20 protein-coding genes are annotated in these 19,093 nt (G+C 36.9%); 2 read left to right on the top strand and 18 right to left on the bottom strand.

What is annotated here, in order from left to right; genetic code table 11:
* Position 1 precedes the first annotated feature (1 nt).
* The 18 genes from FN756_RS09405 to ubiE all read right to left on the bottom strand — a co-directional run bounded on the left by FN756_RS09405 (position 2) and on the right by ubiE (position 17,341).
* Positions 2 to 1,639 (bottom strand): complex I subunit 4 family protein, encoded by a 1,638-nt coding sequence (locus FN756_RS09405; RefSeq protein WP_142603646.1) that lies wholly within the window; start codon positions 1,637 to 1,639, stop codon positions 2 to 4.
* Positions 1,639 to 3,741: an NADH-quinone oxidoreductase subunit L gene (nuoL, locus tag FN756_RS09400; protein WP_246085458.1), complete on the bottom strand. Its 2,103-nt coding sequence runs from the start codon at positions 3,739 to 3,741 to the stop codon at positions 1,639 to 1,641. The genes FN756_RS09405 and nuoL overlap by 1 nt, the downstream gene beginning before the upstream one ends.
* 88 nt (positions 3,742 to 3,829) lie before the next feature.
* Positions 3,830 to 4,144, bottom strand: a complete 315-nt coding sequence (nuoK, locus tag FN756_RS09395; protein WP_142603644.1) for an NADH-quinone oxidoreductase subunit NuoK — start codon at positions 4,142 to 4,144, stop codon at positions 3,830 to 3,832.
* Positions 4,145 to 4,162: 18 nt separating this feature from the next.
* Positions 4,163 to 4,711, bottom strand: coding sequence for an NADH-quinone oxidoreductase subunit J family protein (locus FN756_RS09390; protein WP_142603642.1), 549 nt, complete (start codon positions 4,709 to 4,711; stop codon positions 4,163 to 4,165).
* A 15-nt stretch (positions 4,712 to 4,726) separates the two neighbouring features.
* Positions 4,727 to 5,257: a 4Fe-4S binding protein gene (locus tag FN756_RS09385; protein WP_142603640.1), complete on the bottom strand. Its 531-nt coding sequence runs from the start codon at positions 5,255 to 5,257 to the stop codon at positions 4,727 to 4,729.
* A 128-nt stretch (positions 5,258 to 5,385) separates the two neighbouring features.
* The gene (locus FN756_RS09380) at positions 5,386 to 6,435 is read right to left on the bottom strand and encodes a complex I subunit 1/NuoH family protein (RefSeq protein ID WP_142603638.1); all 1,050 of its coding nucleotides are present in this window, start codon (positions 6,433 to 6,435) and stop codon (positions 5,386 to 5,388) included.
* 172 nt (positions 6,436 to 6,607) lie between these two features.
* On the bottom strand, positions 6,608 to 7,120 hold the full coding sequence (locus tag FN756_RS09375) for an OmpH family outer membrane protein (protein ID WP_142603636.1): 513 nt from the start codon (positions 7,118 to 7,120) through the stop codon (positions 6,608 to 6,610).
* Positions 7,121 to 7,162: 42 nt separating this feature from the next.
* Positions 7,163 to 7,687 carry an OmpH family outer membrane protein gene (locus tag FN756_RS09370; protein ID WP_142603634.1) on the bottom strand — a complete coding sequence of 175 codons (525 nt, stop codon included), beginning with the start codon at positions 7,685 to 7,687 and terminating at the stop codon, positions 7,163 to 7,165.
* An 8-nt stretch (positions 7,688 to 7,695) separates the two neighbouring features.
* Entirely contained in the window at positions 7,696 to 10,218 is a 2,523-nt protein-coding gene (bamA, locus tag FN756_RS09365; protein WP_142603633.1) for an outer membrane protein assembly factor BamA, read from the bottom strand.
* A gap of 23 nt (positions 10,219 to 10,241) precedes the next feature.
* Positions 10,242 to 10,982 carry an isoprenyl transferase gene (locus tag FN756_RS09360; protein ID WP_142603631.1) on the bottom strand — a complete coding sequence of 247 codons (741 nt, stop codon included), beginning with the start codon at positions 10,980 to 10,982 and terminating at the stop codon, positions 10,242 to 10,244.
* Positions 10,983 to 10,997: 15 nt separating this feature from the next.
* Positions 10,998 to 11,798 carry a type IX secretion system protein PorG gene (gene porG, locus FN756_RS09355; protein ID WP_142603629.1) on the bottom strand — a complete coding sequence of 267 codons (801 nt, stop codon included), beginning with the start codon at positions 11,796 to 11,798 and terminating at the stop codon, positions 10,998 to 11,000.
* Positions 11,799 to 11,815: 17 nt separating this feature from the next.
* Positions 11,816 to 12,694, bottom strand: a complete 879-nt coding sequence (locus FN756_RS09350; protein ID WP_142603627.1) for an NAD kinase — start codon at positions 12,692 to 12,694, stop codon at positions 11,816 to 11,818.
* Position 12,695: 1 nt separating this feature from the next.
* On the bottom strand, positions 12,696 to 13,358 hold the full coding sequence (locus FN756_RS09345) for a CBS domain-containing protein (protein WP_142603625.1): 663 nt from the start codon (positions 13,356 to 13,358) through the stop codon (positions 12,696 to 12,698).
* 98 nt (positions 13,359 to 13,456) lie between these two features.
* Positions 13,457 to 14,227, bottom strand: a complete 771-nt coding sequence (locus tag FN756_RS09340; RefSeq protein WP_142603623.1) for an alpha/beta fold hydrolase — start codon at positions 14,225 to 14,227, stop codon at positions 13,457 to 13,459.
* A gap of 102 nt (positions 14,228 to 14,329) precedes the next feature.
* Positions 14,330 to 14,779, bottom strand: coding sequence for a GatB/YqeY domain-containing protein (locus FN756_RS09335; protein WP_142603621.1), 450 nt, complete (start codon positions 14,777 to 14,779; stop codon positions 14,330 to 14,332).
* A 111-nt stretch (positions 14,780 to 14,890) separates the two neighbouring features.
* On the bottom strand, positions 14,891 to 15,652 hold the full coding sequence (locus FN756_RS09330; RefSeq protein WP_142603619.1) for an SDR family oxidoreductase: 762 nt from the start codon (positions 15,650 to 15,652) through the stop codon (positions 14,891 to 14,893).
* Between the two features lie 139 nt (positions 15,653 to 15,791).
* Positions 15,792 to 16,532: a type IX secretion/gliding motility protein PorT/SprT gene (gene porT / locus FN756_RS09325; RefSeq protein WP_142603617.1), complete on the bottom strand. Its 741-nt coding sequence runs from the start codon at positions 16,530 to 16,532 to the stop codon at positions 15,792 to 15,794.
* Positions 16,533 to 16,603: 71 nt separating this feature from the next.
* Complete coding sequence (gene ubiE, locus FN756_RS09320; RefSeq protein WP_142603615.1) at positions 16,604 to 17,341, bottom strand: bifunctional demethylmenaquinone methyltransferase/2-methoxy-6-polyprenyl-1,4-benzoquinol methylase UbiE; 738 nt, start codon at positions 17,339 to 17,341, stop codon at positions 16,604 to 16,606.
* Positions 17,342 to 17,466: 125 nt separating this feature from the next.
* On the opposite strand from ubiE, the gene yihA reads away from it, so the two are divergent.
* Together yihA and FN756_RS09310 are read left to right on the top strand one after the other, a co-directional pair.
* Complete coding sequence (gene yihA / locus FN756_RS09315) at positions 17,467 to 18,096, top strand: ribosome biogenesis GTP-binding protein YihA/YsxC (RefSeq protein WP_142603613.1); 630 nt, start codon at positions 17,467 to 17,469, stop codon at positions 18,094 to 18,096.
* A 17-nt stretch (positions 18,097 to 18,113) separates the two neighbouring features.
* On the top strand, positions 18,114 to 18,968 hold the full coding sequence (locus tag FN756_RS09310; protein WP_142603611.1) for a UbiA-like polyprenyltransferase: 855 nt from the start codon (positions 18,114 to 18,116) through the stop codon (positions 18,966 to 18,968).
* The last annotated feature ends 125 nt before the right edge of the window (positions 18,969 to 19,093 follow it).

Below are 19,093 nucleotides of genomic sequence, written 5' to 3'. Positions count from 1 at the left end.
GCTAAAACAATAAGTTGGTAAGAGTTTGTAATTGACTGCTACCGGTTTTCAAGGTATGACTCACCACATCTGTAAGCGTTGCATTGCTTAAATTGAAAAACAAAGAAGGAAGAATACCCAATAACAGTGCAAATGCCGCCATGGGAACCAATGCCAGAATTTCGCGAGCGTTAAGATCGGTAAGTTGTTTTACCCAATCAGCTCCTCCCCTAAAATGCTTTGCACCGAAGAACATGCGCTGGAGCGTCCAAAGAAAATAGCAGGCGCCGAGCAATACACCAACAGCTCCAACAACAGCCATCCAGTGCGGAAGCAATTGATTTGAAGAAGCCGAACTAAACGCTCCAATCAACGAAAAAGCTTCTGCTATAAATGCGGAGAAACCAGGAAGACCCAGTGAGGCAAAAAAGGCAATGAAAACAAATACCGAAAAAACAGGCATTTGCAGTAAAAGCCCTCTGAAGTTTGCAATTTCTCTATCATGAACGCGGATGTAAATTACACCGACCAAGAAAAATAGCATGCTTGATAACACGCCATGGCTAATCATTTGGAACATGGCACCGCTTGCACCTTCTACCGTGGTAGATGCAATTCCGAGCAATACAAAGCCCATGTGAGAAACCGAAGAATAAGCAATTAAGCGTTTAAGATCGGATGCTGCCAATGCATTCATGGCACCGTATATAATCGACACCACCCCGATTAATCCCAGCCACCAGCTGAAATATATTGCTCCTTCGGGAAAAATACCAAGGCAAACACGAAAGATACCATAGCCTCCTACTTTCAACAAAACACCTGCAAGAATAATTGAAATGGGTGTTGGTGCTTCTACGTGTGCATCAGGCAACCAGGTGTGCAATGGTACTATCGGCACCTTAATAGCAAAAGCAATGAACAGCACGCCAAAGGCCAATAAACGAGCAGGAATACCGAATAACAGGGCCGTACCTGATGAAATATCGAAGATGGAACCTTTTACATAATTTGCGGTATCCATCATGTATAACATATTAAAACTATGTGCACCGGTTAGAGGATCTTTTACTGAAAAATAAAGACCAATGATAACCAGCAACATGAACACAGAGCCAAATAAGGTATATAAGAAAAACTTGATGGCCGCATATTCTCGGCGAGCACCGCCCCAAATTCCGATTAGGAAATAAAGAGGAAGCAACATCAATTCGTAGAAAATATAAAACAAGAAAAAGTCGAGAGCACAGAAAACGCCCATTATCGCCGTATTCAACAAAAGGAATAATACATAATAACCTTTTTCATTGGTCTTGATTTCCCATGAAGCGAGTGAAGCAATGAGCATTACAAAGGCCGAAAGCATTAATAAGCCTATGCTAATACCATCGATTCCCAGAAAATAATCAATCTGGAGTTTCCCTAAAGAACCTAATTGCAAGCCTATCCATGAATGTTTTTCGATGAACTGAAAACCGGCTTCTTTGGTAGAAGCCGAAAGCGAACGATCAAAATTTTGATACAAAATAAAACTTATGCCCAATTGCATCGCCGACACAAACAGGTTAATGTATTTAAACCATGACGTTTGTGATTTCGGGAGCACCGCGATCACCATTAAAAAGAATATCGGTAGAAAGATCAGTACAGTTAATATCATTAATGCAATATGTAAGTTAAAACGAAAATCAAAATCAATCCTAAAACGCCTAAGGCCATATACTGTTGTAAACGCCCTGTTTGCGTACGACGAAACAGGCTACCCAACCAAGTGGAAAAACTCCCCGTAAAATTCACGAATCCATCCACAATTCTTTTATCAATCCAAGCAACAAAAGCGGCAAAACTAATGGTAAGGTTGCCCCACAGGTTTACAAAGCCGTCCACAATTCGTTTATCAAACCATCCAGTAAGTTTTGACAACAAAACCGTTGGCTCCACGATGATACGATCGTATATGGCGTCGAAATACCACGCTCTTTGAGAAAACTGAAACAGCAAATTATCTTCTGACAGAAAACGAAGCTTTTGGTCAGCATAGGCTTTTTTTGCTGAGAATATAGCGGCAATGGAAAGAAGCAACGTTATCGCTGGAACTGCTGATTCCACAAATCCCGAAATCACAGTTTCTTTATTAAAATTAGACAAAGGAGCCTGCAGCCCTTCCAAAATCCAGCCATGAGCTGCATGTATAGGATTGAACGAATAGAAAATAAAAATTGTAAAAGCCGCCAAAAGCATCATCGGCACTTTCATAAAGTTATTCGATTCATGAACGATCAAGTTATGTGCAGGATGGATTTTCTGCAAACGAAAATCTCCCCAGAAAACTTTAAAAATTAACCTGAAAATATAGAAAGGTGTAAATACAGCTGCTAAACTTAAGGCGAGCGCAATTAAAAATGTCACTCCTGATCCTTCAGTTTGAGTTCTCATCCAGGCTGACATTAAAATCATGTCTTTAGATAAAAAACCTGAAAAGAAAACAATTCCAGAAAGCGCGCATGCGGCCAATAGCAAAACGATATAAGTTACCGGCATCTTTTTTCGCAATCCTCCCATAATACGCAAATCCTGATGATCAAAATCCAAGTGATGCTCATGCTTTAGGTGATGTAACTGATGTATAACCGAACCTGCTCCCAGGAATAATAAACACTTGAAAAAAGCATGAGTTACCAGATGAAACAAAGCCGCCGACCAAGCGCCCAAGCCGATTGCCGTGATCATAAAACCAAGTTGAGATATGGTAGAATAAGCCAAAACCCTTTTTATATCATTTTGAGTAATTGCTATGCTTGCCGCCATAAAAGCAGTAAAAGCGCCAACAACCGAAATTATGCTTAAAGCTTCTGAATCAAATAGTGGAAAAACTCTCGCCACTAAATAAACTCCCGCAGCAACCATGGTAGCTGCATGAATCAGCGAGGAAACCGATGTTGGCCCTTCCATCGCATCGGGAAGCCAGGTATGCAAAGGAAACTGAGCTGATTTAGCAGCTGCACCTGCAAAAATGCACAAGCCTGCAATGGTTAAATAAGTTTTGTTTAGGGCATGTATACTGCCGGCACTATTGATAACCATCCAGTGATCACCTAAAACTTTTGATTGTTGTACCAACCCTTGAATATTGCCAGAACCAAATAAGGTTGTTAAATCCAAGGTTCCGAATTGGGTAAGTAATATTAAAATGCCAATAAAGAAAGCGATATCTCCAATACGATTTACAATAAATGCCTTTTTACTAGCACGAGCAGCTGAATCGCGATTGTACCAAAAACCAATTAATAGGTAGGATGAGAACCCCACCAGTTCCCAGAAAATATAGATCAGCAATAATGAATCGGCCAATACCAGCCCAAGCATTGAGAAAAGGAACAAACTTAAATGAGCGAAGTAACGCGGATAGTTAGTTTCGCCTTTCATGTATTCCATTGAGTAAACCATTACAAGCGAAGTAATAAAAGTGACCAATATGATCATCAAAGCCGAAAGATTATCTAAACGCAATCCGATGGCCAGTTTGATTATGCCTGTGTTAAGCCATGGCAGTTGAAAGTACTGTGGAGCTTGCTGCCAAATTTGTGAAAAACAAAATGCAGAAAAAAGAAATGCAATAAAAGTGAAAGAAACAGCGACCCAATCGCCTTGTCGCTTAAGTCTTCTACCGAATAACCCGATAATCAAGAATGCTAAGAGAGGCAGCAATAAAGCAATTATTGCTGCTAACAATGGAGTACTAATATGTTGTGTTTCGATCAAATCTTAAATTGGTTATATGTTATTGGTTAATGGTAATTATAACTGATGAAATGCCTTAACCCTAAATCCTCCTACCTCTAACCGGCCTTTACCCTTTCATTTCATCAATTGCACTTGGATCAATTGTTTTAAAATGTTTATAAACATTTAAGATAATCGCCAGTGCAACAGCAACACCTGCAGCTGCCAGTACAATACCGAAAATAGCAAACATTTGTCCGCCGTTCTTTATCTTATCAAATGCACCAAAAGATACGAAGTTTAAAATAGCGGCGTTGATCATTAATTCAATACCGATCAAAACCATCACAGCATTGCGTCTTGTCAATACGGCAAACAAACCGCAACAAAACAGAGCGGTACTGATATATAAAAAATGTTCTAATGGAATGCCGTTTAACATATATTTATGCAATTAAATCTACCCAATTTTCTTTTTCCTTGCTAAGTAAGCCGCACCAATCAGTACGGCGAGCAAATAAACCGATGCTGCTTCAAAAGGAAGCAAGTAATTAGTCATAGTTTGTACTCCAATTATTTGTGGAGAATTTTCAAACCCTGTGTAATACTGCTGACTTGAGACAGCATCTTTTAACCACTTCAAGTTGGCAACGTTTGCCATTGTGATCATCCGGATCAAGCCTATAAAAACAGTTGCCGAGAGTAAAAAAGCGCCTGTTTTGTTAAGGCTAAAAAATCTGGTTTCATTTTTCTCATCAACCAAAAAATTTAAAAGTTGACGATTCGATAACATGATCCCAAAAAGCATTAATACTACAATTCCTCCTACATATACCATGATTTGAGTAATTGCAACAAAGTCGGCAAATGCGAATACGTAAATTCCTGCCAGGCAAAATAAAGTAGCAAAAAACACGAATACGGCTCGCGCCAAATTTTTACATACCACAACATACATTGCAGATAGTACAGTAATAACGGCTAGTATATAAAAGGCTGTTTTTAGCAATTTTCAGTAATTTTATTATTCTTTCTTTAAAAGGGCAGCCTTGGCCGCCAATTTTTCAGCGTTAAATTTTTCTAAGGCTATACGTTTTTCTTCGGCTTCTATCTCATTCATCACTGAAAACTTCAGATTCATTTCATTTAAATCGATTACACTACGATCATACTCATTTGTCATGGTGATACATTCTGTTGGACAAACGGTAGTACACAAACCGCAATACATACACTTAGCATGGTCAATAAAGAACTTAGCCGCGTGCAAACGTTTAGTTGTTCCATCGGAAGTTTTGCCTATATCTTCTACGGCCTTAATTGATTCTATCTCAATGCAGTCAACGGGGCAAATCTTAGCGCAAAGGTCGCAAACAATACAATCGTCAATTTCAACTTCTAATTGGTACCGACCAACTTCAGGCACCGGAATTTCCTGATGTGGATATTGAATAGTTACGATACCTTCTTGCTGTGCAAAATAATTACTCTTATTCACCCCAACAGGCTTACGCAGGTTACGCGCGGCAAAAAGATGCTTCAGCGTAAGCCTCATTCCGTTTAAAATACCTGAGACAGATTTAACTATATTTTGATTTTTTTTTGACAAACCGATTTCAAATTATGATTTATGATCATGAATAACTCCTAATGCATAATTCAATATTTATATTATTGTTTTAATCACATTACCAAAAGTCGCCAAATACCTGAAATAAATAAACAGGCGAAAGCTAGTGGCGTCAATACTTTCCAACAAAAGCCCATCAACTGATCAACCCGAAAACGGGGTAAAGTCCAGCGAATCCACATTTGAATTAAAACCAGAAAAAGCGATTTACTTATTATCCAGAAAACACCCCAAAAGGTACCGGTTGTCCATATAGCCAACTGTAAGGATCCGATGTTAGGAAGAAGGGTATTCCATCCTCCCAAAAACAATACAACAGCAACCATTGAAACGAGCAACATCATTCCATATTCAGCTAAAAACACCAAGGCAAAGCGAATTCCGGTATATTCAATATGAAAACCTGCAATAAGTTCTGATTCGGCTTCAGGTACATCAAAAGGCGCACGATTACTTTCGGCCAATGCGGCAATAAAATAAACTGCAAAAGCGATTAATAAATGTGGTGCCTGAAAAATATTCCAAGCCAGAAAACCGCCAATATGGGTAATATCCCAAATACCAAAAAATTTGATCGTTTCATTAGATAAAATCCCCTGATTAACGGAAATTTCATTCATATTCAAACTTTGGCTAAGCATTACTGCAGAAATGATGGCTATACCTGCAGGAATCTCATACGAAACAATCTGAGCTACCGAACGTGTAGCTCCATACAGTGCATATTTGTTATTAGAGCCCCAGCCTACCATTAAAAATCCTACCACTTCGATTGAAATAATAGCCAGAATATAGAAAACACCCATATTACTTGATGTTCCAATCAAACTTGGAGCAATAGGTATAGCGGCAAAACCCATGTAAACCGAAACGAAAATGATAACAGGAGCAATAAGAAACAACCGTCGATCGGCTGCCGATGGAACGATATTTTCCTTTTGAATCATTTTAAGAATATCGGCAAGCGTTTGGAGCCAACCAAATTTACCAGTCTCCATAGGACCCAATCGGTCTTGAATAAAGGCAGATACCTTACGTTCAGCATAAACGGCAGCAAGCGTGTATAAAACAACAAATAAAAGGATGCTTAAGGCAATTAACATTAGGTATAAAGTTCAAGCTTAGCACAAAGAAAGCAAATAAATTGCTTGGATTTGAATGAAACTGAAAAAACCCTATCATATTGATAGTGTATAGTGAATTAGGGAGCGTTTATAAACAAAAAGGGTGCGTCTGGAAAATTTCCAAACGCACCCTTTTAAAATTTTATCTTAATTATTGGATAGCTAATTTCTTTTTAACCAAAGGTAATATATTATCGCCATCAGGTGATACAATGATTACACCTTTGCTACTGTCGAATACGTAACCAATTTTGTTCTCAGCTGCTACCGCTTTAATAGCATCTTCTGCTTTTTTCAAAATTGGAGCGTACAACTCTTCTTGTTTCTTTTGAATATCTTGTTGAGCTTTTTGTTGAAACTCACCGATACGTTTTTCCAAATCCTGAATCTCTTTCACTTTTGCTTCCTTGATAGGATCAGTCATCGTTTTTTCTTTCGCCTGAAAATCAGCTATTTTAGTTTGATATTCAGTAGTCATTGTTTTCATTTGACCGTCAAGAGTATTAGCAAACTCCTGAATTTTCTTATCCGCATCTTTAATATCAGGCATTGAGCTCACCAATTCCCCTACGTTAATATGCCCAAATTTCACCTGAGCCTCAGCTTTCGCTCCCGCAAACAATAACACTAATGCAACTACTAATACTTTGATTGATCTTTTCATTTTATAATTTTTCGGTTTTTCAAATATATATTTTTTCAATTTCTATTTTGCAAAATTTCCTGGCTTTAATCCAAGCTTATTCAGAACATCATTACTTTTATCGTAACGAGGATTCGAATATAGCATTCCATTTGTTTTGTCAAAAATAATTGCATAAAGTCCATCTTCGGCAACTGTTTCAATTGCTTTATAGATTTTGTCCTGAACAGGTTTAATTAACGATTTCTGTTTTTGAAACAATTCTCCTTCAGGTCCAAATTTTTGTTTTTGAAGCTCTTTAGCCTCTTTTTCCTTTTTTACGATTTCCTCTTCCCGTTTTTTACGCATCACATCGGTCAGCAATACTTGCTCAGCCTGATAAGCTTTGTATAAAGCATCTACTTCATTAAACTTTTGATCGATCTCTTTTTGCCATTGCTCAGATATGGCATTAATTTGTTTTTGGGCCGCTGCATATTCAGGCATATGTTTTAAAATATACTCTGAATCAACGTAACCAATCTTTTGAGCAAATGAAGCAACCGATCCTAATGCTATAATAATAAAGGTTAAAAAGATTTTCTTCATAAAAAAAATTAAAAACCACTACCCAATTGTTGAGCTATTGAAAAATGGAATTGTCCGCGGTTTGCATCAGGATTACCAGGAATTGCATCGAAACCATACCCATAATCAAGCCCTAACATACCAAAAATCGGAAGGAAAATACGAACACCTACCCCTGCTGAACGTTTTAGATTAAAGGGAGAGAAGGTTCGGAAGTTTTCCCAAGTGTTACCGCCCTCAAGAAATGTAAGTGCAAAAATAGTTGCTTGTTGAGCCGTAGAAATCGGATAACGTAACTCCATGGTATATTTACTATAAATCGGACTTCCTGCCTGACTATTGGCTCCTTCAGGAACAATTGATCCGTTTGAATACCCCCTTAGGCCCACTACCTCGACTCCTTGAATGTAATCATAACCCGCAAGTCCGTCACCGCCTACTCTCCAACGATCAAACTGTGTAACCCCAAGTGCTTTGTTATAGGTTCCTAAGAAACCATAATGTGTTTGAAAGTTAAATACAAATTTGCTGCTTGATGAAAGTTTTGCAAACCATGATGCATCAAATTTCCAACGATGAAACTCTGTAAATTTATACTTTGTTTGATTTGAAACAGTAGGGTCATTATAATTAATTGAGCTAAACAAAGAATATGGTGGAGTTAACTGTACACTCAATTTTATATGCGATCCCGTAGTTGGATAAATTGGCACATCAATAGAGTTACGCGACAATGCTTCAGTTATACTAAACGTATAAGAGGTACCTGTAGGAAACTGGAAGCCGGGATAATTAACAAAGTTATAACGATCAAAATTAAGGTTAGTGTTTAATTGAAAATAATCATCAGGCCACTTTAAGCGCTGCCCCAATCCCAGATTAAAACCTGTCAGCTTCAATTGATAATAACTAGGATTATTTGATGCTAAACCATTATTCTGATTGGTATGATTAAACCCAACTGAAAAGTAACGTGGTTTATCACCGCCTAACCAAGGCTCAGAGAAAGAAAAATTATAGGCTTGATAATATTTACCGTTGGTTTGAGCACGTAATTGCAATTTTTGGCCATCTCCCGAAGGCAAAATACCACCCCAATCGTTTGTAAATAATTTTCTTAACGAGAAGTTATTGAATGTTAATCCTAAAGTTCCGATGATACGGCCACCGCCAAAACCACCCGAAAGTTCCAATTGATCCGAAGGTTTTTCTGTCACATTAAATGCCAGATCCACCGTACCATCTTGGGCATTCGGTTTTACATCAGGACTGGTTTTTTGTTCATCAAAATACCCTAATTGATTTAACTCACGAATAGTACGAATCAATAAAGACTTATTGAACTTATCACCTGGTTTGGTACGAATTTCACGAAGAACTACCTTGTCGTTCGTACGATCATTACCATTAACCGATACTTTATTAATGGTAGCCTGTTCTCCTTCAAAAATCTGCATTTCTACATCAATCGTATCATTGTATACTTTGGTTTGAACTGGACTAACGTTAAAGAATAAATATCCGTTATTTAAATAAAGTGAAGAGATATCATCTTCTGAAGGACTGTTATGCAAGCGTTTGTCCATTTTCTCCTCATCAAAAATATCGCCTTTTTTGATTTGCAATAAATGATTCAAATAATCCGGACGGTAAATGGCATTTCCAGCCCAAGAAATATTGCCGAAATAATATTTCTTTCCTTCATTGATTTTTAAATCAACATTAACAGAAGCGTCATCAACACGGTATACGCTATCGCTTACAATAACAGCATCTCTATACCCGCGCTCATGATATTTTTTAATGATGTTCTTTTTATCCTCTTCGTACTTACTGTAAAGGAACTTTTTTGAACCAAAGATTTTGTAAAACTTACGTTCTTTAGTATCCTTCATTGATTTCTTTAATTTATCTTCAGAAAGCGCGTCATCTCCGGTAATATTAATCGCATTAACTTTTGTTTTGCTTTTTTTATCAACAGTAACGATTAAGGCAGTACGACTAGATGCGCTATCAGGACGTTGTTTGGTGCTTACTTCTGTATTATAATAGCCTTTCTCAACAAAGAATTTCTTAACGATATATTCGGTTGATTGAATAAGGTTATCATTTACGACTTTGCCGACAAGATCCTTCAGTTTCTTTTCGTTAAGATCATCTACTTCCGATTTTTTTAAACCACGAAATACGACTGAAGATAAACGAGGACGCTCTTCGAGGTATAGGTCGAGAAAAACAGTATCAGCTTTGATGCTTTTGATGTTAATCTGTACATCATTAAATAAACCTTGAGCCCAAAGATCCTTTACCGAATTAGCTATTTTATCACTAGGAACTTTAATCTGTTCACCAACCTTCAATTTCGAAATGGTAATAAGTACATCTTTATCCAATGATTTAGTTCCACTAACTGTAATCCCGCCAATGATATATTCTTTGGGACTGTTTGGATCAGACTGAGATCTTGCTGGTGTCGGTTTGTACTGGATCTGGGCTTGTGCCAGATTAAAAAACGATATTGTAAAGAAAGCAACTGCTAAAATCTTCTTCATTAAGAGTATTGACAAAATTTATTTTAAATAACTTGTTCACTGGTCATGCCAAAACGGCGTTCGCGTTGTTGATAATCAACAATGGCTTTGTAAAGGTGTTCATCATTGAAATCGGGCCAGAAAACATCCGTGAAATACAATTCTGAATAGGCTATTTGCCAGAGCAGAAAATTGCTAATACGATGTTCTCCACTGGTTCGGATCAACAATTCCGGATCTGGCATGCCAGCCGTACAAAGCAATGAGTTTATGGTTTGCTCATTAATGTCTTCTGGTTTAAGTTCATTATTTTTAACCTTTTCAGCCAAGAGTTGAGCCATGTTTACTAACTCCCAACGGGAGCTATAACTAAGCGCCAGGTTCAGTGTTAAACGTTTATTATGCTTGGTTTTGTCTACGGCTTCAATTAATTCTTTATAACATCTTGAAGGCAAGGATTTTAAATCTCCAAATGCATTCAATTTAATGTCATTTTGCATTAATGTTTTAGTTTCCTTATTGATGGTAGTCACCAATATTTCCATCAGAGCTGTAACTTCAAATGAAGGACGTTTCCAGTTTTCGGTAGAAAATGCATATAATGTAAGGTATTCGACACCTATTTTAGCTGCGGCTTCTAGCGTATTACGTACGGCTTTAACTCCATTTTGATGACCAAATACGCGTAATTTCCCTTTCTCCTTAGCCCATCTTCCATTACCATCCATAATGACAGCAATGTGTTTCGGTACCCTTTCGGTATCTATCTTTTCCCTAAAACTCATTGTCTTAATCCCTTACTAAAATTTCGGACATCGCGAAGATACAAAACTAATTGAAATGCCAACAACGCCAAACATGTACATGTCTTTTTTGTTAAGATCACCACGCTGAGTGCCTGGTTTATTAGCAGGATATCCTGCTTCTAATGAACGATCTGCATAAAATTGGGTCGTAGAATTAGGACTCATACTTAAATTTGCATAATACGAACTTACGTCATCTATATAATCGGTAAATGTGTAACGATAGCCCAATTCACTAAAAATATTAAATTGTCCTTTTAGATTAGCCTTAAAACCAATTCCAAGCGGAACTGCGAATTGAGTTAAGCTATATTTATCCGAATTGTTTGCTAATCCTTGTCCTTCAGTTCCTAATGGTTGCAAACGAACACCATCCTCTGCTTTGGGATCAAAATTAAATACCGATAATCCGGTAAAAAGGTAAGGTGTGAACTTTTGACCATCTTCAAAAGGATTAAATTTAAAAAAGTTAAATTCATATTGAGCAGAAACCTCGTTAATGGAGGATGAAAACTGCAGATTACGTTGAATTTGATCCGAAACACCCGATTTTGCATCCTCTCCTCTTACTTTGCCATGAGTTAGGGAAAGTTTAAGAGAGTTACGAAGATTAAAATTATTGCGAAAAACGAGTCCAAAAGCAGGGTCGGTGAATTTAAAATAGTTAAACTGATTGATATCTCCTTTATATCCCGACACACCGCCCAAAATACCTATTTCATATTTTTGAGCATTAACTTTATAAGCTGTTAGTAATAAAGCTGTAATGAAGACAAAATATAGCTGTTTGCGCATCTACGATATTAATGAGATTAATTACGAGAATCAAGTCCCCACATTAACTTGTTTCTTAACGTTGTTAAATAACTTTCATTGTAGAGACGTATAAGATTTATATGAAAACTCTCCTTCCGAGCAGTCAAAATTGTATTTGAATCCACTTTTTCAGTTCTAGAATCAAGGGAAATAAGAAATTGTTTGGATCTTCCTTCAATCTTAAAACTCAACGCATTACTATCAGAAACTACTATCGGTCGTACACTTAAATTATGTGGACAAATTGGAGTAATTACAAAATTACCTGATTTTGGAAATACAATAGGGCCACCACAGCTTAATGAATAGGCTGTCGAGCCTGTCGGTGTAGCGATGATCAACCCATCAGCCCAGTATGAATTCAAAAATTCACCATTGATATACGTGTGGATAATGATCATAGGTGAACCATCCTTTTTATGAATGGTAATTTCGTTTAGTCCGTAATTTACTTCGCCAAATATATTTGTTTCTGATTCCAACCTAATTAACGAGCGGCTATCAAGGGTATATTCTCCACGAACCAAACTGTCAATAGCAGTTTTAATTTCAGTTTTATTAATACTTGCTAAAAAACCCAAGCGGCCTAAATTTATGCCCAATACGGGCATTCCCGAATCCCGAACTAATGTTACCGTATCTAATAAAGTACCATCCCCGCCCAAACTTAACATGCAGCTAACCTGTCCGGTAAGATCACTGTGTGTGGCAAAAGCTTCGGTACCGCCGGTATTAATTCCTTTAGCTTCAAGAAACTCTTTAAATTCTTTGTAAATAACCATATCAACCGAATGGCTAACTAAGCTATCGAATACTTCTTGAATAAAGGGCAATGAATTATTACTGAACTGGCGTCCGTAAAGGGCAATCTTCATATCAGATGTTTAAATAATGCATGAATGAATCGAAGCGGTCCATTGTATCATCGGCTCGAGGGTTTTGAAAGAAAGTAGCTTTAATGCTGTAATTAAAGCGTTGAAATGAAGCAAGTATAGGCGTTAAATCGGTTTTATTAATTTTAAGTGTTACTTCGATACGGGTTGAATCTGAAAATGTACTTATGTAGGAACTTAAAATCGAGGCATCATTAGATTCAACAATTCGGGCTATCTCGGCTAAAGAAAAATCTCTCATTGTTGATTCTAATACGATAATTCCACCAGGATTATCAACAGCGATTAATTTTGCGAAATTCTCAATCAAGGTAGTAGCTGTAATCACTCCGGTATAGCGATTTCGATTATCAACAACCGGAACAATTGTTAAAGATTGTTCGTTGATTAATCGAATTACATCATATACATGTTGATTTTCATTAATAGATTGAAAGCTAAGCGACAGTTCGGTATTACCAATTGGCTCTTCCAGATCAACAAGTTCTACAATATCATTATCACATACCAAACCCAAAAATTCTGTTTCGTTGACAACTGGCAAGTGACTTACATGAAATTCGGACATGCGCTCAAGTGCTTTCTGAGCTGTGTCAGAAGTTTTGAGTGGTGGAAGAAAATCACTAACCAATTCCGAGGCTAACATGCTTATAATGTTTGAGGTAAAAAACTGACTTACACCCAGATAACTAGTAAAATACGAAATAAATTTTGTTCTTTATAATCCGAGTTAAGTTATCTAAATCAAATCTGTTTATTATACACCCTCTTTAGAAAATTCTCAACGTGGCTATTAAATTCCTCTGGCTGCTCCATCATTGGGGCATGTCCACATTTTTCAATCCATTTAAGCTCCGAATCCGGTAATAAACGATGAAACTCTTTTGCAACCTCGGGAGGAGTAACTCTATCATCAGTACCCCAAATTAGAGAAACAGGAACTGTGATTTTATGCAACTCCTTTTCCATGTTATGGCGCATAGCAGATTTTGCCATTGCAAGAATTTTAATAACATGATTTCGGTTATTAACAGCAGCAAACACTTCGTCGACTAGTTCTTTTGTTGCTGTTTTAGGGTCATAAAAAGTGTATTCCACTTTCTCCTTAATGTATTCATAACTCTCGCGGCGAGGAAATGAAGCCCCCATTGCATTTTCATACAAACCGGAACTCCCGGTAAGTACCATCGATTGAATATGTTCCGGATGCAACAATACGTACACCAAGGCGATGTGTCCACCTAAAGAATTACCCAAAACGGTAAATTTGTCAATGCCCTTATGCTCAACAAACTTATTTACAAATTTGGCCAACGTTTTAACACCGGTGGTGAGCAGCGGCATATCATAGATAGGTAACATCGGAATAATTACCTTGAAATCTTTAGAAAAACGGCTGATAACAGTATCCCAGTTGCTTAATGCTCCCATAAGACCATGTAGCAAAAGCAACACTTCTCCTTCACCTTCTTCTATGTATTTAAACCCGTTTTCTTCGCGTATTTTAAAGTTCATATATTCCAATATTCCACCAAATATATAGTTTAAATTATAATCAGGGCGTTAAAACCAAAAAAAACAACGGCATAGTTTAATTTAATCCAAATAAATGAGCGGTTACGCCAACAATCGTTTTACTACCTCAGAAATTATTTTACCTTCTGCTTTTCCTCCTAATTTTTTAGTAACCAAGCCCATAACTTTCCCCATATCCTTCATCCCTGTTGCTCCAGTTTCGCTAATTATCTGTTTGATTTCTGATTCAACTTCATCCAAACTCATCTGCTTTGGCAAGTAGGCTTCAATCACTGCCAACTCTTCCATTTCAATTTGAGCCAAATCCGCTCGATTTTGACTATTATAAATATCAGCTGATTCCTTGCGCTGTTTGATTTGTTTCTGCAAAACCTTGATTTCAACGTCTTCTGATAAGGTTTCAGAAGCTCCTTTTTCAGTTTTTGCTAATAATAAAGCGGATTTAATGGCCCTTAATCCGCGTAAGCCGGCCTCGTCTTTAGCAAGCATGGCTTTTTTAATATCGTTATCGATTGTTACTAGAAGTGACATATTTTTAGTTGAATGATTATAATTATTTAAATGATAGAATTATTGAATAAATAGAATGGAGACTTATAATAGTTTAAAATTATAAAAAATTTAAGCCTTAATCCTGCAACTTTAGCCCCTCTTATTCCAATAAACTGTATTCGCCTGAGCTGTAGGCATTATCGTTAACTCATTAATATTTACATGAGATGGTAAAGCTGCACAGTAGTAGATTGTGTCGGCAATATCGTTGGCACTTAACGCTTCAAAACCTTTATACACGTTTTTAGCTTTTTCCTCATCACCTTTAAAGCGTACAATGGAAAACTCTGTTTCTACTGCACCCGGATGAATGGCCGTTACTCTAATATTATAAGGCAATAAATCAATCCGCATGGCTTTATTTAAAGCATCAACAGCATGTTTTGATGCGCAATACACATTGCCATTGGCATAGGTTTCTTTCCCCGCAATAGATCCCAGGTTTATGATATGTCCTTGCTTACGCTCTACCATTAACGGACTAACCAATCGGCTTATATACAGCAAACCTTTTACATTCGTATCTATCATTGTGTTCCAATCATCAATACTACCTTTATCAATTGGATCGAGTCCCAACGATAAACCGGCATTATTGATTAGAATATCAATGTTCTTCCATTCTCCCTCTAAACTACCAATTGCGATTTTAACTTCATCGTAATTACGTATATCAAAAACTAAGGGTAAAACCTTAATTCCGTAATTAGTTGTAAGTTGAGCTGAAAGCTTTTGCAGGCGATCTGCTCTCCGGCCGGTAATAATCAGGTTGCAATTGTTTTGAGCAAAAATAGTTGCACAAGCCTCTCCTATTCCAGAGGTTGCACCCGTTATCATAACTAGTTTTGACATTTTTAAATGTTCATTGTTCATGGTTGATCGACCATGGTGAGTTAGAGACAGTTTATATGAATCAATTAAAACGAATGAAGAAAATTAGCCCATTTTAAATCGGCGCAATCGATTCAACAATCGGTATAATCACAAAATCTTATTCGAAATACATTGTAAAATGCAATGCTTCAGCAAACAATCCCGTCAAAGGTTGTGAAAAAACGTTATTATCTTGTTTTAAAACATTCGCCATGCTTCTCGACAATTTCAATTCAGGTGAAAACTTGAAATATTCAAAGTAAATATCTGCTCCTAGACCAGCTTCTACTGCAAAAAAATTATTGTCAATTTTCACCAACTTACGATCATCTCCGGGTTCAAACAAAGCATCATCTCCTTTTTTCTTCTTAGAACGGATATCTGTACAAAACTTAATACCACCTATTACATATAAACGAACATCTTGCTGACGAGCTGATTTCAATTTCAATAATAAAGGTAATTCCAACAAAGTTGACTCCACTTCTTTACCAACCACTCTATTTAGATCAGCCGATTTTTTGTTATACTGAAATTCCATTTGTCTGGAGATAAACGAAAAACGCGGTGTAAAGCGAAAATCAAGAGTATTCGTTAATTTCAGATTCGTCAATAAACCTAAACTAAAACCTGTTGAACCAATTGGTTTTACGGCATAAAGGGTATCACTTGTATATGGATTCGAATCTGGCAATCGAAAATTACTTTGTTTGGTAATAATAAACCCTGAACGATCAATGCCTAACAAAAATCCAAAATTTACTCGATTTTGGTCGATATCACCTCCTGTATTTAAGAACTGAGCTTTAGAGACTAAGCTCATAAACAGAAATGGTAGTAATAGTAAAAGTTTTTTCATACTATTTTTCAGATAGCTATTTTGCTTTTATGGCTTTAATACCATAAATCTAACATACGCAATTATTAAGCCTATGCGGGTTTGATGCCTGTATAGATTGAACTTATTCCTAACGTAAGTTTTTTAATCTTAGTTTCTTTAAAACCTGATCGCTTCATAATATCAGTAAACTTTTCTCCGTCCGGAAATGCATGTACTGATTCAGGTAAATAGGTATAAGCACTGTTATCTTTTGAAAAAACACGACCGAAAAACGGTAATAAATTAAAAAAATACAAGTTATAAAGTTGCTTAAAAGGGAATATAGTTGGTTTAGAAAACTCCAAAACAACGGCCTTACCTCCTGGTTTAAGTACACGTTGAATATTTTGAAGGCCTTTCTCCAAATTTTCAAAGTTACGTACACCAAAACTCACAATCACCGCATCAAACGTATGATCAGCAAAAGGCAAGTTTTCCGAATCACCCACTTGTACAGAAAACACATTTTCCAACGCTCGCTCCTTGATTTTTTTATCAGCCAGATTTAGCATTCCTTCTGAAATGTCAATACCGATTACTTGTTTCGGCTTTAATGTTTCAATCGCTTCAAAAGCAAGATCGCCCGTACCGGTTGCCACGTCCAATATGTGTTTAGGCTGATCCTTTTTCAATTCTGAGATGGCCTTTTTTCTCCACCAAATATCAATACCTAATGAAAGAAAATGGTTCAGGAAATCGTATTTGCCTGCAATTTTATTAAACATCTCGGCCACTTGCTCTTTCTTAGTCGAGTCGAGTTCTTTGTATGGTTTTACTGTTTCTGACATGTTGGGCCAAAGATAAGTTTCATTGTCCATAGTTCATAGAATTTAGTCCATGGTCGATAGTTAACGATTAACCGTTAACTGATAACCATTAACTAACAACCAACCTTAATTTGTACTTTTGCCTCATGATCATAAAATCAGCAGAATTTTTATGCAGTAACACCCAAGTAAGCAAACTGCCTACTCCTGTGTTACCTGAATATGCATTTATCGGACGTTCAAATGTGGGCAAATCGTCCCTCATCAATATGTTAGTTGATAAAAAAGGACTTGCAAAAACATCGCAAACTCCCGGCAAAACACAATTAATTAATCATTTTAAAGTCAATGACAAATGGTTTATTGTTGACTTACCCGGTTACGGTTTCGCTCGCGTGTCAAAATCATCGAAAGAAAAATGGGAGAAGTTCATCCGGGCATATCTTACCAAACGGGAAAACTTACAATGCGTTATGGTCTTAATCGATTCCCGTTTAACTCCTCAAAAAGTCGATTTAGATTTCATCAACTGGTTAGGAGATCAAGGACTTCCGTTTGTGTTGATATTTACCAAAGCTGACAAACAATCAAAAGGAAAAACGGCTCAAAACGTTGAATTGTTTAAAAATGAAATGTTAAAGCAGTGGGAAGAAGTACCACAACTATTTATTACCTCTTCTGAAGATGGCTCAGGCCGAGATGAAGTCCTTCAGTTTGTTGATGAAATAAATAGCGGTTTTGAAATCCCCGACTTCAATCAGGATTTCTATAAATAAGAATTGAAATTAAACGCATGAAAAATTACCTGTCACTTATTAAATTCAGTCATACCATTTTTGCAATGCCTTTTGCCATAATTGGTTTTTTTCTGGCTCAATCAACTAGTGGAGCATCTTTTGATCTTAAAAAATTCATTTTGATGTTAGCCTGTATGGTGTTTGCCAGAAGTGCCGCCATGGCATTTAACCGTTATTTAGATAGAGATATTGATGCTAAAAATCCACGTACAAAAATGCGCGAAATTCCTGCAGGCATCGTTTCGGCAAAATCAGCTTTAACCTTTACTATTCTTAATTCGGTATTTTTTATTGCTGCCACCTGGTTTATTAATCCTATCTGCTTTTTTCTTTCTCCATTAGCTTTACTAGTGGTATTGGGGTATAGTTATACAAAACGATTTACTGCTTTGTGCCACCTGGTTTTGGGTTTAGGCTTATCGCTCGCTCCAATTGGCGCCTACTTAGTGGTAACAGGAGAATTTGCTTTATTACCTGTATTGTTTTCATTAGCTGTTTTGACTTGGGTAAGCGGTTTTGACATTATCTATGCCTTGCAAGATGAAGATTTTGATCGTTCCGAACATTTACATTCTATACCTCAATGGTTAGGTAAAAAAAATGCATTGAGCTTCTCTTCTTTTCTTCATTTATTTTCTGCCGCTTTTATTATTGGGGCAGGTATCCATGGGAGCTTTAGCTGGTTTTATTGGTTAGGCGCAACGGGCTATTGTGCCATGCTTGTCTATCAGCATTCATTGGTAAAGCCAAATGATTTAAGTAAAGTTAATATCGCTTTTATGACTGCAAACGGAATTGCCAGCGTAGTTTTTGCCGCATTTTTTCTCGCTGATACATTTTTCAGGATTTAGGATATACTTGTCATTCCGAGAACCGAGGAATCCCGAGGTCAAGAAACTCTTCTTAAACGGATGGTTCGTTACTCAGCATGAAATGGCTTTTTAGGACTAAAACCTTTAACCTTAAACCTATTTTA

Source organism: Solitalea koreensis, assembly GCF_900182575.1.
Classification (GTDB): Bacteria; Bacteroidota; Bacteroidia; order Sphingobacteriales; family Sphingobacteriaceae; genus Solitalea; species Solitalea koreensis.
The sequence above is the reverse complement of the archived record's forward strand: the minus strand, read 5'-3'. Positions and strand labels throughout refer to the sequence as shown.

Coding starts and splice junctions, on each gene's coding strand:
- FN756_RS09405 (WP_142603646.1), bottom strand. CDS start 1,639: ATGATATTAACTGTACTGATCTTTCTACCGATATTCTTTTTAATGGTG.
- nuoK (WP_142603644.1), bottom strand. CDS start 4,144: ATGTTAAACGGCATTCCATTAGAACATTTTTTATATATCAGTACCGCT.
- FN756_RS09385 (WP_142603640.1), bottom strand. CDS start 5,257: ATGAGGCTTACGCTGAAGCATCTTTTTGCCGCGCGTAACCTGCGTAAG.
- FN756_RS09380 (WP_142603638.1), bottom strand. CDS start 6,435: ATGTTAATTGCCTTAAGCATCCTTTTATTTGTTGTTTTATACACGCTT.
- FN756_RS09375 (WP_142603636.1), bottom strand. CDS start 7,120: ATGAAAAGATCAATCAAAGTATTAGTAGTTGCATTAGTGTTATTGTTT.
- FN756_RS09370 (WP_142603634.1), bottom strand. CDS start 7,687: ATGAAGAAAATCTTTTTAACCTTTATTATTATAGCATTAGGATCGGTT.
- bamA (WP_142603633.1), bottom strand. CDS start 10,218: ATGAAGAAGATTTTAGCAGTTGCTTTCTTTACAATATCGTTTTTTAAT.
- FN756_RS09360 (WP_142603631.1), bottom strand. CDS start 10,982: ATGAGTTTTAGGGAAAAGATAGATACCGAAAGGGTACCGAAACACATT.
- porG (WP_142603629.1), bottom strand. CDS start 11,798: ATGCGCAAACAGCTATATTTTGTCTTCATTACAGCTTTATTACTAACA.
- FN756_RS09350 (WP_142603627.1), bottom strand. CDS start 12,694: ATGAAGATTGCCCTTTACGGACGCCAGTTCAGTAATAATTCATTGCCC.
- FN756_RS09345 (WP_142603625.1), bottom strand. CDS start 13,358: ATGTTAGCCTCGGAATTGGTTAGTGATTTTCTTCCACCACTCAAAACT.
- FN756_RS09340 (WP_142603623.1), bottom strand. CDS start 14,227: ATGAACTTTAAAATACGCGAAGAAAACGGGTTTAAATACATAGAAGAA.
- FN756_RS09335 (WP_142603621.1), bottom strand. CDS start 14,779: ATGTCACTTCTAGTAACAATCGATAACGATATTAAAAAAGCCATGCTT.
- FN756_RS09330 (WP_142603619.1), bottom strand. CDS start 15,652: ATGTCAAAACTAGTTATGATAACGGGTGCAACCTCTGGAATAGGAGAG.
- porT (WP_142603617.1), bottom strand. CDS start 16,532: ATGAAAAAACTTTTACTATTACTACCATTTCTGTTTATGAGCTTAGTC.
- ubiE (WP_142603615.1), bottom strand. CDS start 17,341: ATGTCAGAAACAGTAAAACCATACAAAGAACTCGACTCGACTAAGAAA.
- yihA (WP_142603613.1), top strand. CDS start 17,467: ATGATCATAAAATCAGCAGAATTTTTATGCAGTAACACCCAAGTAAGC.
- FN756_RS09310 (WP_142603611.1), top strand. CDS start 18,114: ATGAAAAATTACCTGTCACTTATTAAATTCAGTCATACCATTTTTGCA.